Below are 17,907 nucleotides of genomic sequence, written 5' to 3' on the forward strand. Positions count from 1 at the left end.
GTTCGCCGGAGGCGACGTAGTGGGCGACGCCGGATTTGACCATGTGGGTGTGCGCGCCGCCGAGGTCTTCCATGGTGACGTCTTCGCCGGTGACGGTTTTGATGACGTCGGGGCCGGTGACGAACATCTGGGAGGTCTGGTCGACCATGACGACGAAGTCGGTCAGGGCGGGGGAGTAGACGTGGCCGCCGGCGGCGGGGCCCATGATCAGGGAGATCTGTGGGATGACGCCGGAGGCCTGGACGTTGCGGTGGAAGATTTCGCCGTAGAGGCCGAGGGAGACGACGCCTTCCTGGATGCGGGCGCCGGCGCCTTCGTTGATGCCGATCAGGGGGCGGCCGGTTTTGAGGGCGAGGTCCATGACCTTGACGATTTTTTCGCCGTAGATTTCGCCGAGGGAGCCGCCGAAGACGGTGGCGTCCTGGGAGAACACGCAGACGTCGCGGCCGTCGACGGTGCCGTAGCCGGTGACGACGCCGTCGCCGACGGGGCGGTTGTCGGCGAGGCCGAAGTTCACCGAGCGGTGCCGGGCGAGGGCGTCGAGTTCGACGAAGCTGCCGTCGTCGAGCAGGGCGGTGATGCGTTCGCGGGCGGTGAGCTTGCCCTTGGCGTGGACCTTCTCGACCGCGGCGTCACCGCTGGGGTGCTGCGCTTCGGCCTGACGATTACGCAGGTCGGCGAGCTTTCCCGCCGTCGTGTGAATATCGGGCGTACTCGCCGACTCCGCCGCGCTCGGCTCCTGAACAGTGGTCATGACAGGTCAGCTTAACGAGAGCCGGCGAACTTCTGCCAAGGGAGGTGGTCACGCGGCGGGTTGCCCGGACCCGGCTACTGACCAGTACCTTTTCCTGTTCGTCCTAGGCTGTGGTGATGTGGACCGACCTGAACCGACCTCCTCTCAACGCCGACAATCTGCGGGCGGCGCTCGTCCGCGGTGACGACGACAGCGACACCCGCAGGTTCTGGGAGCGGCTCGACGTGGTGCAGGAGACCGGGTCCACCAACGCCGATCTTCTCGCGCGGGCCGCGGCGTCGACCTGCGACCGGCACGTGCTGCTCGCCGAATTCCAGGGCAGCGGCCGGGGCCGCCACTCCCGCGCCTGGGTGAGTCCGCCGCAGGCGCAGATCGCGGTCTCCGTGTTGCTGACGATGCCGGGGATGAGCGTCCAGGACATGGGGTGGCTGCCGCTGCTGACCGGTGTGGCCGTCGTCGACGCGCTCCGCGCCGCCGCCAAGGTTCCCGCGGAACTCAAGTGGCCCAACGATGTGCTCATCGACGGCCGCAAGGTCGCCGGCATCCTCGCCGAGGTGTCCGCCACGGCACCGGATCCGGCGGTGGTCGTCGGGATCGGTCTCAACGTGAGCCTCACGAGAGACGAACTGCCCGTCGAGCATGCGACGTCGCTCGTCCTCGAGGGCGCCGAGGTCAGTGACCGCGACACCCTCGTGCGGGCGGTGCTGCGCGCCATCGCCGATCGCTGGCAGCAATGGCACGACTCCGACTGGGACGTCACGGAACTCGCCGAGGCCTACCGTGCCCGCTGCGGCACGCTCGGCCAGCGAGTGCGCGCCGAACTACCCGGCGGGCGTGAACTGATCGGCATCGCGACGGACGTCGACGCGGAGGGCCGGGTCGTGATCGCCCCCGACGGCCAGCCCGGCACGATCGCCGTCGCCGCAGGTGACATCACACATTTACGCCCGGTGCGCACCGAGTAGTGCCACACTGTGGTACATGAGTACCTCGATTCCGGAGTCCTCCGTCACCGCAGCCCGGCGCACGCTGACCGGCCTCACGGTGGTGCTCGGTCTGCTCACCCTGGGTCTCGGCATCGCGGTGCTCGTCTGGCCGCACGTGACGCTCACGGTGCTGGCCGTCCTGATCGCCATCCAGTTCTTCGGCTTCGGGATCGTCCAGATCATCCGGGCGTTCGCCGACGTCGAGGCCGGGGGAGCCGCACGGACCCTCGTGGGCGTATCCGGCGCCCTGGCAATACTTCTGGCGTTCCTCGTGCTGAGGAGCCCCCTCCAGACCGTCGTGATCGTCGCGCTCGTCGTCGGTGCGTGGTGGGTGTTCCGGGGTGTCCTCGAAATCGTGGAAGGCGCCTCGGGTTCGGTCGCGGATCGCGGGCTGACCATCGTGCTCGGCGTGATCAGCGTCGTCGCTGGGGGCTTCGTGCTCCTGCAGCCCGAACTGTCGCTCGAGGTGTTCGTGATCGTGGTCGGAGTGTGGATGGTGCTGTACGGCATCATCATCGTCATCACCCCGATAGTGCTCAGCCGCATGCGGTAGAGGCACACTCTTCGCATGGGATATCCGGAGGACGCCCTCGCCGAGGACGAGGAACTGCTGCTTCACCGTCATCCACACTGGAAGATGCTGCTGCTCCCCGCCGTCACTTTTCTGTTGGCAACGGCCGTGGCGGGTTTCGCGGCGGGCTTCGCCGAGAACAAACTGGACGGCTCCGCGCTGAACATCGTGCTCGTCGTCGTCCTCGCGGTGTGGCTGGGCCTCGTCGTATGGCGTTGTGTCGCGCCGTTTCTCAGCTGGAAATTCACCCACTTCATCGTCACCGATCGTCGAGTCCTCATCCGCCAGGGTGTGATGACGCACACCGGGATCGACATTCCGATGGGGCGCATCAGCAACGTCCAGTTCCGGCACGGCCTCCTGGACCGGATGCTCCGCACCGGAACGCTGGTCATCGTGTCGTCCTCCGACGATCCACTGGAATTCGACGACATCCCCGACGTCCAGCGCGTCCACTCGCTGCTCTATCACCAGGTGTTCGACGCGATGGATCTCCACCGCGAACGGGAGCGAGACGACCCGCGCGGCGACGCCGACACCGGCAAAGGCTGGTAACCGGTCACAGCCGTCCCGGCACCTCCGTACGCTGTGGAGGTGACTGCTGTATTGCTTGCCGAAGATGACGAAGCCATCGCTGCCCCGCTGTCGCGGGCACTGGGCCGGGAGGGATACGACGTCACCATCGAGCAGACCGGCCCGGCAGCGCTGGAGCAGGCGCTCGACGGAGCGTACGACCTGTTGATCCTGGACCTCGGACTCCCCGGGATGGACGGGCTCGAGGTGTGCAGGCAAGTGCGCGCCCACAGTTCGGAACTGGCGGTGCTCATGCTCACCGCGCGCACCGACGAGGTCGACTTCGTCGTCGGGCTCGACGCGGGCGCCGACGACTACGTGGGCAAGCCGTTCCGGTTGGCGGAACTGATGGCGCGGGTGCGCGCCCTGCTGCGCCGCCGCGGCGGCGGCGAGGATTCCGTCGTCGAGGTCGGCGGGATCCGGCTCGAACCGGCGGCCCGGAGGGTGCTCGTGAACGGAACCGAGATCGCCCTCGCCAACAAGGAGTACGAGCTTCTGCGGGTACTGCTCGAACACGCGGGACAGGTGGTGTCCCGCGACACCATCCTCGCGGAGGTGTGGGGCGACGTGGAACTGCGCGGCTCGAAGACACTCGACATGCACATGTCGTGGCTTCGCCGGAAGATCGGTGACGAGGGCCCCGCCGCCGAGCGTCGCATCGCGACGGTTCGCGGCGTCGGTTTCCGCATCAACACCGACTAGGCGGGGTAGTGCGCCGCAGAATTCTCCAGTCGATCCTCGCAGTCGTGATCCTGACGGCGCTGCTGCTCGGTGTGCCGCTCATCTACACGGCGTGGTTGTGGGTCGAAGATTTCAATCGGAGTGATCTTCAGGTCCGGCTCGATCGGATGGCGACGGAGATCATTACCCAGGAGGGCATCAACGGCGTCGTCGAGGGCGATCTCGACACGAACTCGCTGCGTCTGCTGACGCCCGCCGGGGGCCGCCTGGTGGTGGTCTATCCGACCACCGACGATGGCGCCGCGCGGGTGGACATCGGCGAATCGTCCGTGCCGTCGCCTCTCGTGGAATCTCTCGCCATGGGCACGTCCGGTTCGCTCCGCCTCGAGGTGCCGTCCGACGAGATGCGCACCCAGCAACGACAGGCGGTCGGTGCCGTCGCGCTGCTGGTGCTCGTGTCCATCGCCGCAGGCACCGTGGTCGCCTACGTCACGGCGAAGCGGCTCGCCGATCCGCTGCGGGACGTCGCCAACCGGGCGGCCCGGCTCGCGGAGGGTGACTTCCGGCCCGACGTGCGACGTCACGGCATCCCCGAACTCGACCGTGTCTCCGACGTCCTGGACTCCGCGACCGTCGAGATCGCGGGCCGGCTGCAGCGCGAACACGCGCTCGTCGCGGACGTCTCCCATCAGCTCCGCAGCCGCCTCACAGCTGTCCGTCTCCGGCTCGACGAGCTGTCCGTGCACTCGGATCCCGCGGTCGTGGTCGAGGCCGACGAGGCGATGGCGCAGGTGGACCGTCTGACCGTCGCGATCGACGAACTGGTCCGCTCGTCACGCAGCAACGGCACCGAGACCCACGTGTCGGTGATCCGGGAGCTCAGCGTGGTCATCGCGGACTGGAAGCGGCCGTTCGAAGACGCGGACCGCGAGCTGGTGCTGCGCGGAGACACGAACGTGATGGCGTCGACCACCGGTTCCCGGCTCCGCGAGGCCGTCGCGGTGCTCGTCGACAACGCGCTCATGCACGGGGCGGGGACGTGCACCGTCGCGGTGCGCCTGATCCAGGGGCAGAATCTCAGGACGCCCGGCGAGGAGACGTCGCCGCGCGAGACCATGGTGTGCGTCGAGGTGTCGGACGAGGGGGTCGGGGTCAGCAACGACCTCGCGCCACACATCTTCGACCGCGGCTTCTCGGGGGCCGGTTCGACCGGTGTGGGCTTGGCGCTGGCCCGTGCACTCATCGAGGCGGACGGCGGCCGGCTGGAACTGCAGCGTCGCCGTCCGGCCCTGTTCGCGATCTTCGTTCCCCTCGCGCGCGAACACGTGCCGACGCGGGTCACTGGGATCCGGGAACCGCGCTGACGATCAGGAGTGGCCGAACTCTTCCTCGACGGCCTCGTCGGCGAGGTCCGGATCAATGATGTGCACGTTCTCGTCGGGGAAGGCGAACCGGCGGAGTGCCCAGAAACGGAACACCATCTGCAGCAGGTTTCCGATGATGTAGTTGAGCACGAAGTCGACGACCACCAGCGTGGTCAGGTTCTCCTGGCTGGCACGGATGTCGAACACGTTGTTGGCGATCCACAGGGGCGCGGCGGCGAGGAGCACGCCGATCCCGCTGATTGTGAAAAACAGCAGGGCCTCGTGGTGTCGTTCACGCCCACCACGGTTCTTGAACGACCATTCGCGGTTGAGAATGTAACTCAGGACGGTCGCGAGAATTCCCGACAGAACTTTTGCGACTACGGGCTTCTCTTCGAGGATCGTCAGGCTCAGCGAATAGAAGATCGCGAGGTCGAAGATCATGGTGGTGCCGCCCACAATCGCGAACTTGATCAGTTCGTGATGCCGCAACGCGAGAGCCCGAAAAGGCTGGGGAACGCGTGCTAGGACGCCGTCGACAAATGACACAACGGATGAGTTTACGAAAGTCCGACCGAATACCACCAATTGGCGGCGAGATCATCAGGAGAATCACAGAAACTGCGGTCCGGCACCTCGGCGGCGGAACCTCGCGCCGGACGTGACAAACTAGTGACCCGTGACCGGCAACTCTGACTCCACACCGCGTCCCACGACACCCCGCGATCTGACCGCCGGGCAACCCGTCGTGACGATGATCGGTGGCGGCCAACTCGCGCGGATGACCCACCAGGCCGCGATTGCGCTCGGCCAGACCCTGCGGGTGCTCTCCGGCACCGCCGACGAACCCGCGGCGCAGGTGAGCCCCGATGTCGTCCTCGGCAGCCACACCGACCTCGACGCGCTCCGCAGGGCCGCGGTCGGGTCGCACGCGCTGACCTTCGACCACGAGCACGTGCCGACCGAGCATCTCGACATCCTGGTCGCCGAGGGTGTCAACGTGCAACCGCCGCCCACCGCGCTCATCTACGCGCAGGACAAGCTGGCGATGCGCCGCAAGCTCGCGGAACTCGGCGCACCCGTTCCGGCGTACGCCGAGGTGACCTGGGCCGAGGACGTCGTCAAGTTCGGCGCTGAACACGGATGGCCGGTCGTGATCAAGGCCGTCCGCGGCGGATACGACGGTCGCGGCGTGTGGATCACCGACGATTCCGACGAAGCCGAGCGCATCGTCACCCAGCAACTCGACAAGGGTGTCTCCCTCATCGTCGAGGAGAAGGTCGAGATGCGGCGTGAGCTGTCCGCGATGGTGGCGCGGTCGCCGTTCGGCCAGGGCGCCACGTGGCCCGTCGTGGAGACGGTGCAACGCCACGGGCAGTGCGCCGTCGTCCTCGCCCCCGCCCCCGCACTGCCCGACTCGGTCGCCGAGGCTGCCGAGGAACTGGCGCTCCGCATCGCTTCCGAACTCGGTGTGGTCGGCGCGATGGCCGTCGAACTGTTCGAAACCACCGACGGCGCGCTCGTCGTCAACGAACTCGCGATGCGCCCGCACAACTCCGGCCACTGGACCATGGACGGTGCCCGCACCTCCCAGTTCGAGCAGCACCTGCGCGCTGTCCTCGACTACCCGCTCGGCGACACCGCACCGCTCGCGCCGATCACGGTGATGGCGAACGTGCTCGGTGCGCCGACCGCCCCCGAGATGAGCATGGACGAACGCGTCCACCACCTCTTCGCCCGGATGCCCGACGCGAAGATTCACCTGTACGGCAAGGGTGAACGTGAGGACCGGAAGATCGGCCACGTGAACATCGTCGGCGGACCCGGCTCGATCGACGACCCCGAATACGTGGCGCGGGTGCGCGAGCGCGCCGAGCGCGCAGCGCACTGGCTCTCGCACGCTGAATGGACCGACGGATGGGATGTACACGGTGAGTGACACGGCAGCACGGCAGGGCGCACAGGTCGGGCTCATCATGGGCAGCGACTCCGACTGGCCCACCATGGAGGCCGCCGCGGAGGCGCTCGCCGAGTTCGGTGTGCGCTTCGAGGTCGGTGTCGTCTCCGCGCACCGCACACCGCAGCGCATGCTCGACTACGCGAAGGACGCGGCCGGCCGTGGCATCCAGGTGATCATCGCCGGCGCCGGGGGCGCCGCCCACCTACCGGGCATGGTCGCGTCGGCCACCCCACTGCCCGTCATCGGTGTGCCCGTCCCGCTGAAATACCTCGACGGCATGGACTCGCTGCTCTCGATCGTGCAGATGCCCGCAGGCGTCCCCGTCGCGACCGTGTCCATCGGTGGCGCCCGCAACGCCGGTCTGCTCGCCGTCCGCATCCTCGGCGCCTCCGACCCCGCCCTGCAGCAGCAGATGGTCGCGTTCCAGGACGGGCTCGAGAAGATGGTCCTGGACAAGGACAAGGCACTGCGCGACAAGCTGCTGGGCTGAGTATCCTGCGCCCGTGAAACGCAGCCGCGGTGTGCCGATGATCCGCGCGTCGCGGGGGAACCCCCAGTCCGCGGCGATCACACGGCTCGCGTTGGCGTATGCCCGGCTGTGGGGCGCCCGCATCACGTTCGACGCCGAGTTCGGCATCTTCGTGTGCAGCCGGATGCGGGGTGGGTACGCGCGCAGCGGGACGACGATCGGCGGCGCATTTCTCACCGGCCGGGATCCGGCGAGAGCACTCGTGCGACACGAAGCGGTCCACGCCGACCAGTGGGCTGCGTACGGGTGGACCTTCGCGCTGCGGTACCTGTTCGAGGAGTTGCGGCACCGCGGTTCCCGGAACAGGTTCGAGATCGCCGCGGGCCTCGCGGACGGCGGCTACCGGGAGAGCTGACGGGTGATCTTCTCGGTGTCCACGCGCCTCGACCGGGCTGCGTCGTCGGCGTTGGTGACCTGCACGAGTGACGCTCCGGCCGCGAAGACGGCCACCAGACCGTCGATCAGGGCGTCGGGGGAGTCCCACGCCTCTTCGGACAGCACCCGGTCGGTACCGGTGATCCCTTGCGATTCGGCGGAGGCGAGCGCTGCGGCGAGAACGTCGTCGACGCTCTTGCCCGCCAGTGCGGGTCCGGCGACCGTCGGCCGGAACTGGTCGCCGTGGACGCGCACGGACGTGGCGTAGTCGGTGATGCCGACGGGGAGGTCGGGGACGGGCCTGCCGAATGCGTCCAGCGACAGCGCCGCTACCTCGGGTACGTCCTCGACGTCGCCCAGGTGCTGGGCCGAGACGAGTGCGATCTCGGCGTCCGCATCGGCTTCGAGGACGACTTCGGCGCCTGCCCACCATGCGCCGAGCAGAACCGCGGCGGTCTGCCAGTGCGCGGGAAGGAGCACCGCGACGCGGGCGCCGGGCTCGACGCCGAATTCGTCACGCAGCAGGTTGGCGGTCTTGGCCGCCCAGTTGGCGAGGGTGAGGGCCGAGAGTTCGACCCGTTCGCCGGTGGCGTCGTCGTAGAACGTGACGCGGGGTCCGGCCGGGTCGTTCTTCAGGATGGGGTCGAGCAGGGCGTCGGTCAGCGTGCGGGACGCATGGTTCATGGACACGATCCGTCTCTCGTTTTCTAGTTCACACAACGCGGGCCCGACGAGCCGGCATCGATGGGCGGGCCGGGCGGTGCCGGGGTGGGTGTCGTCCCGGCTGTGGACGCGGGCTCGAGGCCTGTCTCCGACGACTCGGATGACGTGGTGGTGCTGGTTGTCTCGGCGGACGTCGGGCCCTGGTAGTCACTCGACAGCACCACCCGCACCGAGCCTTCGGGCAGTGTCGCGTCGGTGTCGGTGGGGAGTCCGCCGAGTGCTGCGGCGACCGCCTTGGCGCTGTCGTCGTCCGCGGAGTGCGCGAAGACGGTGGTCTCGCTCACCGACGCGCCCGTGTAGTTGCCGACCTCACCCTGGCCGTAGCCGAGCGACGTCAGGGCGTCGGCGACGCCGTTCGCGAGGCCCCCGACGTCGCTGGCATTCGCGACGTCGACGGTGACGGTCGAGGCGTCGATCTTCGGGGTCTCGGACGTGGTGGGGTCTTCCGAGTCGGTGGGTTCCTCGCCGACGAGACCGGCCACGTACTTCTTCACGTCCTTCGGCTTGACCTCGACGATGGACTCGCCGTAGTCGGTCATGCCGTTGAGATCCGCGACCGGAATCGTCTCGAACTGCACCTTGCCGCCGGCGAGGTCCTGCAGTTGGGTGGCGAATTCGATGATGTCCCAGTCGTCGTCGAGCACGACCGAGCGTTGCACGGCGCCGCTGAGTTCGTTCAGTTTGCCCGGGTCGCTGAGAGTCTTCGCGGACAGCACCTTGCCGACGAGCGAGGCCATGAACACCTGCTGACGCACGATGCGGTCGAGGTCGCCGCGCGGGAGGTCGTGGCGCTGACGCACGAAGCTCAGTGCGTCCGCCCCCTTCAGGGTCTGCTCACCGGCGGGGAAGTGCGCGCCGGACATGTCCTCGTCCACCGGTTCGTTGAGGCAGACGTCGACGCCGCCGACGGCGTTGGTGAGGAGGACGAATCCGAGCAGTCCGACCTCGGCGTAGTGGTCGACGGTGATCCCGGTGAGATCGGCCACCGATTGGATGAGCGCCTCACGGCCGGCCTTCGTCGACTCCTCCTCGGCTTCCTTGTCGGTGGCTCCGTCCTCGACGAGTCGGAGCCGCTCGGTCTCCTTGGTTGCGCCGTACGCGGCGTTGATCTTCGACATGCCGATGCCCGGCACGTCGACGTAGGAGTCGCGGGGGATCGAGATGGCGGTGGCGGAGCTTCCGTCGTTGGGAACGCGGATGAGGACGATGGTGTCGGTGTTGGACGCCACTTCTTCGCCGGCCCGCAGCGAGTCGAGTTCGTCCTGGGACAGGGGGTTGCCGTGGGCGTCGGTGCGGCTGTCGGTTCCGACCATGAGGATGTCGACGGCGCCGTCGGCGCTTCCGCCGAGTCCCAGACCGCCCGCGGTTGCCAGATTGTTGCGCAGCGAGTCGATGCTCCGCCAGGCGAATCCCGTCACGACGAGGGCGAGCACCGACAGCACCGCCACAGCGATGTGAATCGGCCGCCGAGCCGTGCTCGGGGGTGCGTCTGGTGCGGGTTGCTCGTGTGACACGGAAACCAGGCTACTGGTCGACGCGCCGGGAGCAGGGAGGCGTCGATCGGCGTGCCAGACTGACCCCCGTGACGAACATCCTTGTGACCGGCGCCCGGGGACAGCTGGGCGGGCACCTTCTTCGGCGAGCCGAGGCGACCGGAATCCCGGCCCGGGGTGTGGGGTCGGACGAGCTCGACATCACCGACGCCGACGCGGTGAATGCGCAGGTCGAGGGTGGATCGGTGGTGATCAACTGTGCCGCGTACACGGCGGTCGACGCTGCGGAGTCGGATGAGGACACCGCCTTGGCGGTGAACGAGCTGGGGCCTGCCAACCTGGCGGCGGCGTGCGCCCGGGTGGGTGCCCGGCTGATCCACGTCTCCACCGACTACGTCTTTGCCGGGCAGGGGGACACGCCGTACGAGGTGGACGCCCCGACCGGTCCGGCGACTGCCTACGGACGCACCAAGCTCGCCGGCGAACGCGCCGTCCACGCAGCGCTTCCGTCCGCCCATGTCGTGCGCACCGCATGGGTCTACACCGGGGTCGGCTCCGACTTCGTCTCCACCATGCTCCGGCTCGAGCGCGAACGTGACACGGTCGACGTCGTGGACGATCAGGTGGGCTCGCCCACATTCGCCGGTGACCTGGCCGGCGCGCTGCTCGAACTCGCCGGTCGCAGCGACGTCGACGCGCCGGTGCTGCACGCCACCAATTCGGGCCGGGCGAGTTGGTTCGACCTCGCGCGCGCCGTGTTCGAGGAAGCAGGCGCGGACCCGCAGCGAGTGCGGCCGTGCACGAGTGCCCAGTTCGTGCGGCCCGCCCCTCGACCGGCGTTCTCGGTGCTGTCCGGTCGCGCCTGGGCCGACGCCGGGCTGACCCCGTTGCGGCCGTGGCGAGACGCGTTGCATGCCGCCCTGCATGCAGCGGTGTGAGGCGGACCCTCTCTCAACGGCTACGCTTGCCCGCGTGAGTTCGAAGCTGGCCGTGGTGACGGTGACCTTTTCGCCAGGTGAGCATCTGGAGCAATTCCTGGGCACTCTCGCCGAGGCGACGAAAGAAGATCCGCAGGTCGTGATGGCCGACAACGGATCGACGGACGGCGCCCCCGAGGCCGCGGACGCGGCGCACGACCACGTGCGCCTGCTGCGCACCGGCGGGAACATCGGCTACGGCGGTGCCATCAACAGGGCTGTGGCGGAGATCGACGACGAGATCGAATTCGTCGTCATCGCCAATCCGGATGTTCGCTGGGCGCCCGGATCGATCGACGTTCTTCTCGCGGCCGCCGAGCGCTGGCCGCGAGCGGGGGCGCTCGGACCTCTCGTTCTGGAACCCGACGGGAGCATCTACCCGTCGGCGCGCCAGGTGCCCGACCTCGTGTCGGGGGCAGGGCACGCGATTCTGGGCACCGTGTGGCCGTCCAACCCGTGGACTGCCGGCTACCGCCAGGAGAACGAGACGGTCAGCGAGCGGTCGGTCGGATGGTTGTCCGGTTCGTGCCTGCTGATGCGGCGAGCGGCGTTCGACTCGATCAACGGCTTCGATTCCCGCTACTTCATGTACATGGAGGACGTCGACCTCGGCGACCGTCTGGGCAAGGCCGGGTGGCTCAACGTGTACGTGCCCTCCGCCGAGGTCACCCACGCAAAGGGGCACGCCGCGGGCAAGCATCCGGAACTGATGCTGCCCGCTCACCATCAGAGCGCGTACCGGTTCCAGGCCGATCGTCATCCCCACTGGTGGCAGGCGCCGCTGCGGTGGGCACTTCGGGGAGGATTGGCAGTGCGGTCGAAGATCGCCGTGGCTGCCGCAGTCCGGGAACGACACACGAACCAGAACGAGGGGGGAACGACTCATGGCAATTGAGAAGGCGACCGATGCAGTGGTGCTGGTCGGCGGTAAGGGAACGAGGCTTCGCCCGCTGACGTTGTCGGCGCCCAAGCCCATGCTGCCCACGGCGGGTCTGCCGTTCCTCCAGCATCTGCTCGCACGGATCGGCGCGGCCGGGATCAAGCACGTGGTCCTCGGCACATCCTTCAAGGCGGAGGTCTTCGAGGAGTACTTCGGCGACGGCTCGAAGCTGGGACTCGAGATCGACTACGTCACCGAGACCGAGCCGCTCGGCACCGGTGGCGGCATCCGCAACGTTCTGCCGAAGCTGCGTGGTGACCACGCCATGGTCTTCAACGGCGACGTCCTCGGCGGCACCGACCTGGGCGCGATCCTCGACACCCACCGGAACCGGGACGCCGACGTCACCCTGCACCTCGTGCGGGTGGGGGATCCGCGGGCGTTCGGCTGCGTGCCGACCGACGCGGACGGCCGGGTGACCGCGTTCCTCGAGAAGACGCAGGACCCGCCGACCGACCAGATCAACGCCGGCTGTTACGTCTTCAAGCGCGAGATCATCGAACGGATCCCCGAGGGACGCGCGGTGTCGGTGGAGCGCGAGGTGTTCCCGTCGCTGCTGGCCGAGGACGCCCGCGTCTACGGACACGTCGACTCCTCGTACTGGCGCGATATGGGCACCCCCGAGGACTTCGTGCGCGGTTCCGCGGACCTGGTGCGCGGCATCGCACCGTCACCTGCGCTCGACGGGCCCCGCGGCGAATCGCTCGTCCACCCGGGCGCGGGTGTCGCCCCGGGTGCACTACTGATCGGCGGAACCGTCGTCGGTCGCGGCGCCGAGGTGGGTGCGGGCGCACGACTCGACGGCGCGGTGCTGTTCGACGGCGCCGTGGTCGAGGCCGGAGCGACCGTCGAACGGTCCATCATCGGTTTCGGCGCACGCATCGGGCCGCGGGCTCTGGTGCGTGACGCGGTGATCGGTGACGGAGCCGACATCGGCGCCCGATGCGAACTCCTGCGCGGCGCCCGGGTGTGGCCGGGCGTGACGTTGCCCGACGGCGGGGTCCGGTTCAGCACGGACGTGTGATAGGTGAAGTGATGCACGACTTCACGCGCTACGTGGCGCTCGGCGACTCCTTCACGGAGGGGGTCGGCGACCCGGACCCGAGGCATCCCAACGGATTACGCGGCTGGGCCGATCGGGTGGCCGAGCAACTCGCGGCGCGGTCGGCACATTTCGGCTACGCCAACCTCGCGATCCGGGGCAGGCTGCTCGGCCCGATCGTGGACGAGCAGGTCGACGCCGCGGTGGCACTCGAACCCGATCTGGTGACGGTCTACGCCGGCGGCAACGACCTGATGCGGCCCAAACTCGACATCGACGCGATGGTCGCGCAGTACGACACCGGCATCGCGAAGCTCGCGGCCACCGGCGCGCGGGTGCTGATGTTCACGGCGTACGACGCCGGTTGGTCGCCGGTGTTCGGGAAACTTCGTGGGCGCCTGGCGATCTACAACGAACTCGTGCGCGAGGTGGCCGATCGGCACGGCGCGGCGCTCGTCGACTTCTGGCGGTTCGACGAATACGACGATGCGCGGATGTGGGACTGGGACCGGCTGCACATGTCCGTCGCCGGTCACGAGAACATGGCCCTGCGGGTGCTGGAGGTTCTCGGCACCCCGCACGACATCGCGCCGCCCGATCTCGGTCCGGCGCCCGCTCTGGCGAAATCGGAGCAGCGCCGAGCGGATCTGCTGTGGACCAAGGACTTTCTCGTTCCGTGGATCGGCCGACGTGTCCGTGGCACGTCCTCGGGTGACGGGATCGCGGCGAAGCGCCCGACGCTGGAACCGCTCCGCTAGCGCAGTCCGGCCAGGTGCACGAGCTGGTCGATCGTGGACTTCTCCGCGTTCGGCGGCAGTGCGTCCACCGGCCACCAGCGGAGATCCGTGGATTCGGAGCTGCGCACGATGTGGGCGTCGGGACGCGCGCGGACGAGGAACCGGAGATCCAGGTGCCGGGTGGGTTGTCCGAGTGAGCACGTGATCGGGTGGGTGTGCGCCGACAGCAGGTCGGGATCGATGCGGAGGTCGGGAATTCCCGATTCCTCGCACGCCTCCCGCAGCGCGGCGTCGACGACGGTCTCGTCGGAAGGCTCGCAGTGACCGCCCAATTGGATCCACCGGCCGACCCGGGGATGCAGGGTCAGAAGCACGTGACATCCTCCCTCGTCCAGGACGAGGGACGACGCCGTGATGTGTCCGGGTGCGTGCTCACGCAGGCACCCGAGCGGCGCCGACGCGAGGAACGCGAGCATGGTGTGGCGCAACGATTCGTCGTTCTCGTCGAGCGTTTTCCAGCCCTCGAGCGCGGCGGTCGCGGTGCGGTGTAGTGATTCGGCGCTCATTGCGCGTGGGTCATCTCTCGATCAGGGCGTCGCCGGGGTCGGCGGCGTGTCGGGGGGTGAGTGGTTCGAGGGGGTGGCCGACGGCGACCGCTCCGAGGGGTTGCCAGTCGGCGGGGACGTCGAGGGTGCTGCGGACGATATCGGCGGCGAAGATCGTCGACCCGATCCAGCAACTGCCGATTCCCTTGGTGGCCAACGACACCAGCAGCCCCTGCACCGCGGCGCCGACCGCGACGGTGAACATCGTCGACTCCGCCGCCTGCCGGCGCTTGTCGGGGTAGGTGTGGGCGCCGTCGGGGACGCAGAACGGGATGATCACCTCCGGTGCGTCGAACAAAATGTTGCCGCGGGCCACCCGCGCCGCCACCGCGTCCGCGCCCATCCCGTCGGCGGCCAGGTCGGTGCGCCACTGCTCCCGCATCCGGGTCAGCAGGGCGTCTCGGACGGTGCGGGTGCGGACCCACACGAACCGGACCGGTCGGGTGTGGTGCGGTGCGGGCGCGGTCAGGGCGTCCGCGATCGACGCCCGCACCGCATCCGGATCGACCGGGTCGGTCGAGAACTGGCGGACCGAGCGGCGCAGCAGCAACGCCTCGGCCCGGCCCAGCTCGACCGATTCGGCGGTGCCGAGCCAGAACAGGTCCTCGGCGCCACGCCGGATCAGATCCTGTGCCCGCGAACCGTCGTCGGCCAGATCCAGACCACGCACGACCGCGACGGGTACCCCGCCGAGTTTGCCCTTCACCAGGTCGCCCGCCGCGGCGATCTCGTCGGCGACCGCCACCTCCGTCACCACCAGTTCGTTGCCCTGACTGTCGCGGGACCCGGCGTACCCGTGCAACACCGGTAGCCCGGCCGCGCCGATCGCGGCGTCGATCTGGCCGTTGCGCCACGCCCGGCCCATGGTGTCGGTGACCACCACCGCCACCCGCACGCCGAGCGCCACCTCGATCGCGTCGCGCAGGGTGCGGGCGCTGGCATCGGGATCCTCCGGCAGCAACGCCAGTTCGGAGCCCGCCACGTTCGAGCCGTCGATGCCCGAGGCGGCCTGCACGATCCCGAGCCGGTTCTCGGTGATCAGGGTCCGGCCCTTGCGGGCCACGATCCGGACCGCTTCCTGCTCGACCAGCCGCCGCCGGGCGGCATCGCGTTCCTCCGGGTCGGTCGGGGAGGACACGATCCGGCCCTCGACCTTCGAGAACACCTTGCTGGTGACCACCAGCACGTCCCCTTCGGCGAGCCACGGCGCGGCCGCGACCACGGCTGCCGCCAGGTCGTCGCCGGGCCGGAACTCGGGCAGACCGATCACCGGGCGGATCTCGAGCGCACCGCCCGGGGCGTGATCGAGCCGGGCGGAACCGGTGGCGTCGCTCACAGCGCCACCCCCGCCACGTCCAGCGCCGCCCGCACCATCGCGGCGGTGGCGTCGGGGTCGGACATGATCAGCGGCACCCGGGCCACCTCCACCCCGGGAACCTCGGCGGTGTCGGTGTCGTGGACCAGCCAGCCGTCGAGGATCCCGGTCCCGCTCCGGGCCCCGTACCAGCGGCCGATCGCCTCCGCGGAGGTGTCGACGCCGATCACGTCGAGGCATTCGTCGGCCATGCCGCGCAACGGTTTTCCGCCGACGATCGGCGAGATCCCGACCACCTTCGCCGCGGTGGTGCGCAACGCACCGCGGATCCCCGGCACCGCCAGGATCGCCCCCACACTGACCACGGGATTCGACGGTGCCAGCAGCACGATGTCGGCCGTCTCGATCGCCTCGAGCACCCCCGGCGCCGGGGCGGCCTGCTCGGCGCCGATGTGCGCGAAGCTGTGCGTCGGGACCTGGGCGCGGTACCGCACCCACCACTCCTGGAAGTGGATCGCCCGCTGCTCCCCGTCCTCGGGATCGGTGATCACGACGTGAGTTTCACTACGATCGTCGGTCACCGGCAGCAGCGTCACACCCGGCTGCCACCGGTTGCACAACGCCTCGGTCACCGCCGACAACGGATACCCCGTCCGCAGCATCTGCGTGCGGATCAGGTGCGTGGCGATGTCCCGGTCACCGAGCCCGAACCAATCCGGTTTCGCACCATAGGCGGCGAGTTCGGCCTTGGCGTTCCAGGTTTCACCGGCATGCCCCCACCCACGCTCGGTGTCGATGCCGTCGCCGAGGGTGTACATGCAGGTGTCCAGGTCCGGGCAGATCCGTAGTCCGTGCATCCACACGTCGTCGCCGACATTGACGACAGCGGTGATGGAATGGCCGGAATCGGCGCCCGCACGACCGGGCGCATCGGCCCCGAGCAACCTCCGCACACCTTGCAGGAACCGGGCCCCGCCCACCCCGCCAACCAATACAGTCACGTTCACGGTGCAAGCCTAGGCGGTGGCCGACCGCCTCCTGTGAGCTGCTTCCCCGAAGCGAATCGAGAGCGCGAAATAGTAATCGACTTTCGACGGTTAGCTTGACCGCGACACGCTGGGCGTGTCTAATCACAAATATGTCATTCCGACGTTGTGGGCGTGGAATCACTTGCAGCGGGGATCAATTCGAACGGTTGTTCGAACGGGTGGCAGGGGTGTTCGGTTCGGGGTACATGATCGATCGAAATTTTCTGCGCTATCACAGGTGAGGAGGCGGAACGATGCCCAATGAGCAGATCGAGTCGGAGACTCGCTGGAGCACAGTAAGCGACGAACCGCAGACCAATTCCGAAGCAGGCGCAGCGGACGGCGTCTGTGTTCAAGAAGTCTGTGTGCAAGAAGGCAGTGTGAAAGAAATTCCTGTGCCGGAACTCGTCGCACAGGAAGTCGAGACGACGGGCCCCCGCCCGGCGTTGAGTCTGGTGACCGGTTTCGACGAACTGTTCGAGACCATCGAGGACCAGTGGCAGGAACGCGCGCTCTGTGCGCAGACCGACCCGGAGGCCTTCTTCCCTGAAAAGGGAGGCTCCACCAGGGAAGCGAAGCGCATCTGCCTGGGCTGCGAGGTGCGGGACGAGTGCCTCGACTACGCACTGGCCAATGACGAGCGGTTCGGTATCTGGGGTGGCCTGTCGGAGCGTGAGCGCCGGCGCCTGAAGCGGGGGATCGTCTAGTTCAGTCTTCGTCGCCCGGCAGATCCGGGTCGATGACCTCGGGTTCGACTCCGAGGTAAGTACTCACCTGCTGTACGAGCACGTCGTGCACCAGGTCGGTGAGGTCGTCCGGGTCCTTGGCGCGCTGTTCGAGCGGTCGTCGGAACAGGACGACTCGCGCCCGCGTCGTGGATCCGTGCCGGTCGATGCCGGCCGGGATCAGTCGGGACAGTGGCACGGGCCCGTCCGCCACGACCTCGGCGGGCCAGTTGACCGAATCCGGGTCGAGCGCATGAATCTTCGGGACCTCGTCGACAGCGATGTCCAGCTTCGTCAGGCGTTCGCGCCAGCGCGCGTCGATCGGCGCGAATGCCTCGAGCACCACCAGATCGAACTTCTCTGCGCGGCTCCGTCGTGCCGGCGCGTCCGGAGGGAAGACGGACCCGCGGATTCCCCGTCCCCGTCGGTCGACGGATCGGGTGGTCACGGGACGCCTGCGTCGTGCTCTGGACATGGTGTGGACATTACGACAGCCGCACACTCTCGGTGTGTCCGAGTAGGTGTCGGG

General features: G+C 68.5%; 21 protein-coding genes. 13 read left to right on the forward strand and 8 right to left on the reverse strand.

Annotated features, from left to right (window positions below):
• Nucleotides 1-754: acyl-CoA carboxylase subunit beta (locus QM806_RS15435; RefSeq protein ID WP_283291963.1), on the reverse strand; the 754-nt coding region annotated here is incomplete at its 3' end.
• Nucleotides 755-870: 116 nt separating this feature from the next.
• Here QM806_RS15435 and QM806_RS15440 point away from each other — a divergent pair.
• Genes QM806_RS15440 through QM806_RS15460 form a run of 5 tightly spaced genes read left to right on the forward strand, consistent with a single transcriptional unit; the run spans nt 871 to nt 4,929 of the window.
• On the forward strand, nt 871-1,719 hold the full coding sequence (locus QM806_RS15440; protein ID WP_037207635.1) for a biotin--[acetyl-CoA-carboxylase] ligase: 849 nt from the start codon (nt 871-873) through the stop codon (nt 1,717-1,719).
• A gap of 16 nt (nt 1,720-1,735) precedes the next feature.
• Nucleotides 1,736-2,293, forward strand: a complete 558-nt coding sequence (locus QM806_RS15445) for an HdeD family acid-resistance protein (RefSeq protein WP_005563284.1) — start codon at nt 1,736-1,738, stop codon at nt 2,291-2,293.
• Between the two features lie 15 nt (nt 2,294-2,308).
• Nucleotides 2,309-2,866, forward strand: a complete 558-nt coding sequence (locus tag QM806_RS15450) for a PH domain-containing protein (protein ID WP_005264682.1) — start codon at nt 2,309-2,311, stop codon at nt 2,864-2,866.
• A gap of 39 nt (nt 2,867-2,905) precedes the next feature.
• Nucleotides 2,906-3,586, forward strand: coding sequence for a response regulator transcription factor (locus QM806_RS15455; protein WP_025432276.1), 681 nt, complete (start codon nt 2,906-2,908; stop codon nt 3,584-3,586).
• Nucleotides 3,587-3,594: 8 nt separating this feature from the next.
• Complete coding sequence (locus QM806_RS15460; RefSeq protein WP_005264680.1) at nt 3,595-4,929, forward strand: sensor histidine kinase; 1,335 nt, start codon at nt 3,595-3,597, stop codon at nt 4,927-4,929.
• A 3-nt stretch (nt 4,930-4,932) separates the two neighbouring features.
• Here the strand turns inward: QM806_RS15460 and QM806_RS15465 are convergent, their stop codons facing one another.
• Nucleotides 4,933-5,478, reverse strand: a complete 546-nt coding sequence (locus tag QM806_RS15465) for a GtrA family protein (protein WP_043788103.1) — start codon at nt 5,476-5,478, stop codon at nt 4,933-4,935.
• Nucleotides 5,479-5,608: 130 nt separating this feature from the next.
• On the opposite strand from QM806_RS15465, the gene QM806_RS15470 reads away from it, so the two are divergent.
• The 3 genes from QM806_RS15470 to QM806_RS15480 are packed head-to-tail and all read left to right on the forward strand — an operon-like array spanning nt 5,609 to nt 7,773.
• The gene (locus tag QM806_RS15470) at nt 5,609-6,868 is read left to right on the forward strand and encodes a 5-(carboxyamino)imidazole ribonucleotide synthase (RefSeq protein ID WP_005563289.1); all 1,260 of its coding nucleotides are present in this window, start codon (nt 5,609-5,611) and stop codon (nt 6,866-6,868) included.
• Nucleotides 6,852-7,379 (forward strand): 5-(carboxyamino)imidazole ribonucleotide mutase, encoded by a 528-nt coding sequence (gene purE, locus QM806_RS15475; protein WP_005563291.1) that lies wholly within the window; start codon nt 6,852-6,854, stop codon nt 7,377-7,379. Before QM806_RS15470 ends, purE begins: the two co-directional genes overlap by 17 nt.
• A 37-nt stretch (nt 7,380-7,416) precedes the next feature.
• The gene (locus tag QM806_RS15480) at nt 7,417-7,773 is read left to right on the forward strand and encodes a hypothetical protein (protein WP_052023925.1); all 357 of its coding nucleotides are present in this window, start codon (nt 7,417-7,419) and stop codon (nt 7,771-7,773) included.
• Here QM806_RS15480 and QM806_RS15485 read toward each other — a convergent pair.
• Nucleotides 7,758-8,477 carry a TIGR03089 family protein gene (locus QM806_RS15485; RefSeq protein ID WP_005563294.1) on the reverse strand — a complete coding sequence of 240 codons (720 nt, stop codon included), beginning with the start codon at nt 8,475-8,477 and terminating at the stop codon, nt 7,758-7,760. The genes QM806_RS15480 and QM806_RS15485 overlap by 16 nt on opposite strands.
• A gap of 23 nt (nt 8,478-8,500) precedes the next feature.
• On the reverse strand, nt 8,501-10,030 hold the full coding sequence (locus QM806_RS15490) for an LCP family protein (protein WP_438363251.1): 1,530 nt from the start codon (nt 10,028-10,030) through the stop codon (nt 8,501-8,503).
• A gap of 68 nt (nt 10,031-10,098) precedes the next feature.
• Here QM806_RS15490 and rfbD point away from each other — a divergent pair, with 68 nt between their 5' ends.
• The 4 genes from rfbD to QM806_RS15510 are packed head-to-tail and all read left to right on the forward strand — an operon-like array spanning nt 10,099 to nt 13,726.
• Nucleotides 10,099-10,947, forward strand: coding sequence for a dTDP-4-dehydrorhamnose reductase (gene rfbD, locus QM806_RS15495; protein ID WP_005563296.1), 849 nt, complete (start codon nt 10,099-10,101; stop codon nt 10,945-10,947).
• Nucleotides 10,948-10,981: 34 nt separating this feature from the next.
• Nucleotides 10,982-11,881: a glycosyltransferase family 2 protein gene (locus QM806_RS15500; protein WP_065490414.1), complete on the forward strand. Its 900-nt coding sequence runs from the start codon at nt 10,982-10,984 to the stop codon at nt 11,879-11,881.
• Nucleotides 11,871-12,950 carry a mannose-1-phosphate guanylyltransferase gene (gene manB / locus QM806_RS15505; protein ID WP_005563297.1) on the forward strand — a complete coding sequence of 360 codons (1,080 nt, stop codon included), beginning with the start codon at nt 11,871-11,873 and terminating at the stop codon, nt 12,948-12,950. Before QM806_RS15500 ends, manB begins: the two co-directional genes overlap by 11 nt.
• Before the next feature lie 11 nt (nt 12,951-12,961).
• Nucleotides 12,962-13,726 (forward strand): SGNH/GDSL hydrolase family protein, encoded by a 765-nt coding sequence (locus QM806_RS15510; RefSeq protein WP_005563298.1) that lies wholly within the window; start codon nt 12,962-12,964, stop codon nt 13,724-13,726.
• Here the strand turns inward: QM806_RS15510 and QM806_RS15515 are convergent.
• Genes QM806_RS15515 through cofD form a run of 3 tightly spaced genes read right to left on the reverse strand, consistent with a single transcriptional unit; the run spans nt 13,723 to nt 16,632 of the window.
• Entirely contained in the window at nt 13,723-14,271 is a 549-nt protein-coding gene (locus QM806_RS15515; protein WP_005240029.1) for an NUDIX hydrolase, read from the reverse strand. The two genes, QM806_RS15510 and QM806_RS15515, sit on opposite strands and share 4 nt — an antisense overlap.
• A 10-nt stretch (nt 14,272-14,281) precedes the next feature.
• On the reverse strand, nt 14,282-15,646 hold the full coding sequence (locus QM806_RS15520; protein WP_120659299.1) for a coenzyme F420-0:L-glutamate ligase: 1,365 nt from the start codon (nt 15,644-15,646) through the stop codon (nt 14,282-14,284).
• A complete protein-coding gene (gene cofD, locus QM806_RS15525; RefSeq protein ID WP_005264987.1) occupies nt 15,643-16,632 on the reverse strand; it encodes a 2-phospho-L-lactate transferase in 990 nt (329 codons plus the stop codon). Before cofD ends, QM806_RS15520 begins: the two co-directional genes overlap by 4 nt.
• 467 nt (nt 16,633-17,099) lie before the next feature.
• On the opposite strand from cofD, the gene QM806_RS15530 reads away from it, so the two are divergent.
• On the forward strand, nt 17,100-17,360 hold the full coding sequence (locus QM806_RS15530; RefSeq protein ID WP_166680705.1) for a WhiB family transcriptional regulator: 261 nt from the start codon (nt 17,100-17,102) through the stop codon (nt 17,358-17,360).
• Nucleotide 17,361: 1 nt separating this feature from the next.
• Here the strand turns inward: QM806_RS15530 and QM806_RS15535 are convergent, their stop codons facing one another.
• On the reverse strand, nt 17,362-17,853 hold the full coding sequence (locus tag QM806_RS15535) for a metallopeptidase family protein (protein ID WP_029539455.1): 492 nt from the start codon (nt 17,851-17,853) through the stop codon (nt 17,362-17,364).
• Nucleotides 17,854-17,907: the final 54 nt, after the last annotated feature.

Origin of the sequence: Rhodococcus sp. IEGM 1351 (genome assembly GCF_030056875.1) — a bacterium.
Taxonomy (GTDB): Bacteria; Actinomycetota; Actinomycetes; order Mycobacteriales; family Mycobacteriaceae; genus Rhodococcus_F; species Rhodococcus_F opacus.

Coding starts and splice junctions, on each gene's coding strand:
- QM806_RS15450 (WP_005264682.1), top strand. CDS start 2,309: ATGGGATATCCGGAGGACGCCCTCGCCGAGGACGAGGAACTGCTGCTT.
- manB (WP_005563297.1), top strand. CDS start 11,871: ATGGCAATTGAGAAGGCGACCGATGCAGTGGTGCTGGTCGGCGGTAAG.
- QM806_RS15445 (WP_005563284.1), top strand. CDS start 1,736: ATGAGTACCTCGATTCCGGAGTCCTCCGTCACCGCAGCCCGGCGCACG.
- QM806_RS15440 (WP_037207635.1), top strand. CDS start 871: ATGTGGACCGACCTGAACCGACCTCCTCTCAACGCCGACAATCTGCGG.
- QM806_RS15535 (WP_029539455.1), bottom strand. CDS start 17,853: ATGTCCAGAGCACGACGCAGGCGTCCCGTGACCACCCGATCCGTCGAC.
- QM806_RS15480 (WP_052023925.1), top strand. CDS start 7,417: ATGATCCGCGCGTCGCGGGGGAACCCCCAGTCCGCGGCGATCACACGG.
- QM806_RS15510 (WP_005563298.1), top strand. CDS start 12,962: ATGCACGACTTCACGCGCTACGTGGCGCTCGGCGACTCCTTCACGGAG.
- purE (WP_005563291.1), top strand. CDS start 6,852: ATGTACACGGTGAGTGACACGGCAGCACGGCAGGGCGCACAGGTCGGG.
- QM806_RS15485 (WP_005563294.1), bottom strand. CDS start 8,477: ATGAACCATGCGTCCCGCACGCTGACCGACGCCCTGCTCGACCCCATC.
- QM806_RS15515 (WP_005240029.1), bottom strand. CDS start 14,271: ATGAGCGCCGAATCACTACACCGCACCGCGACCGCCGCGCTCGAGGGC.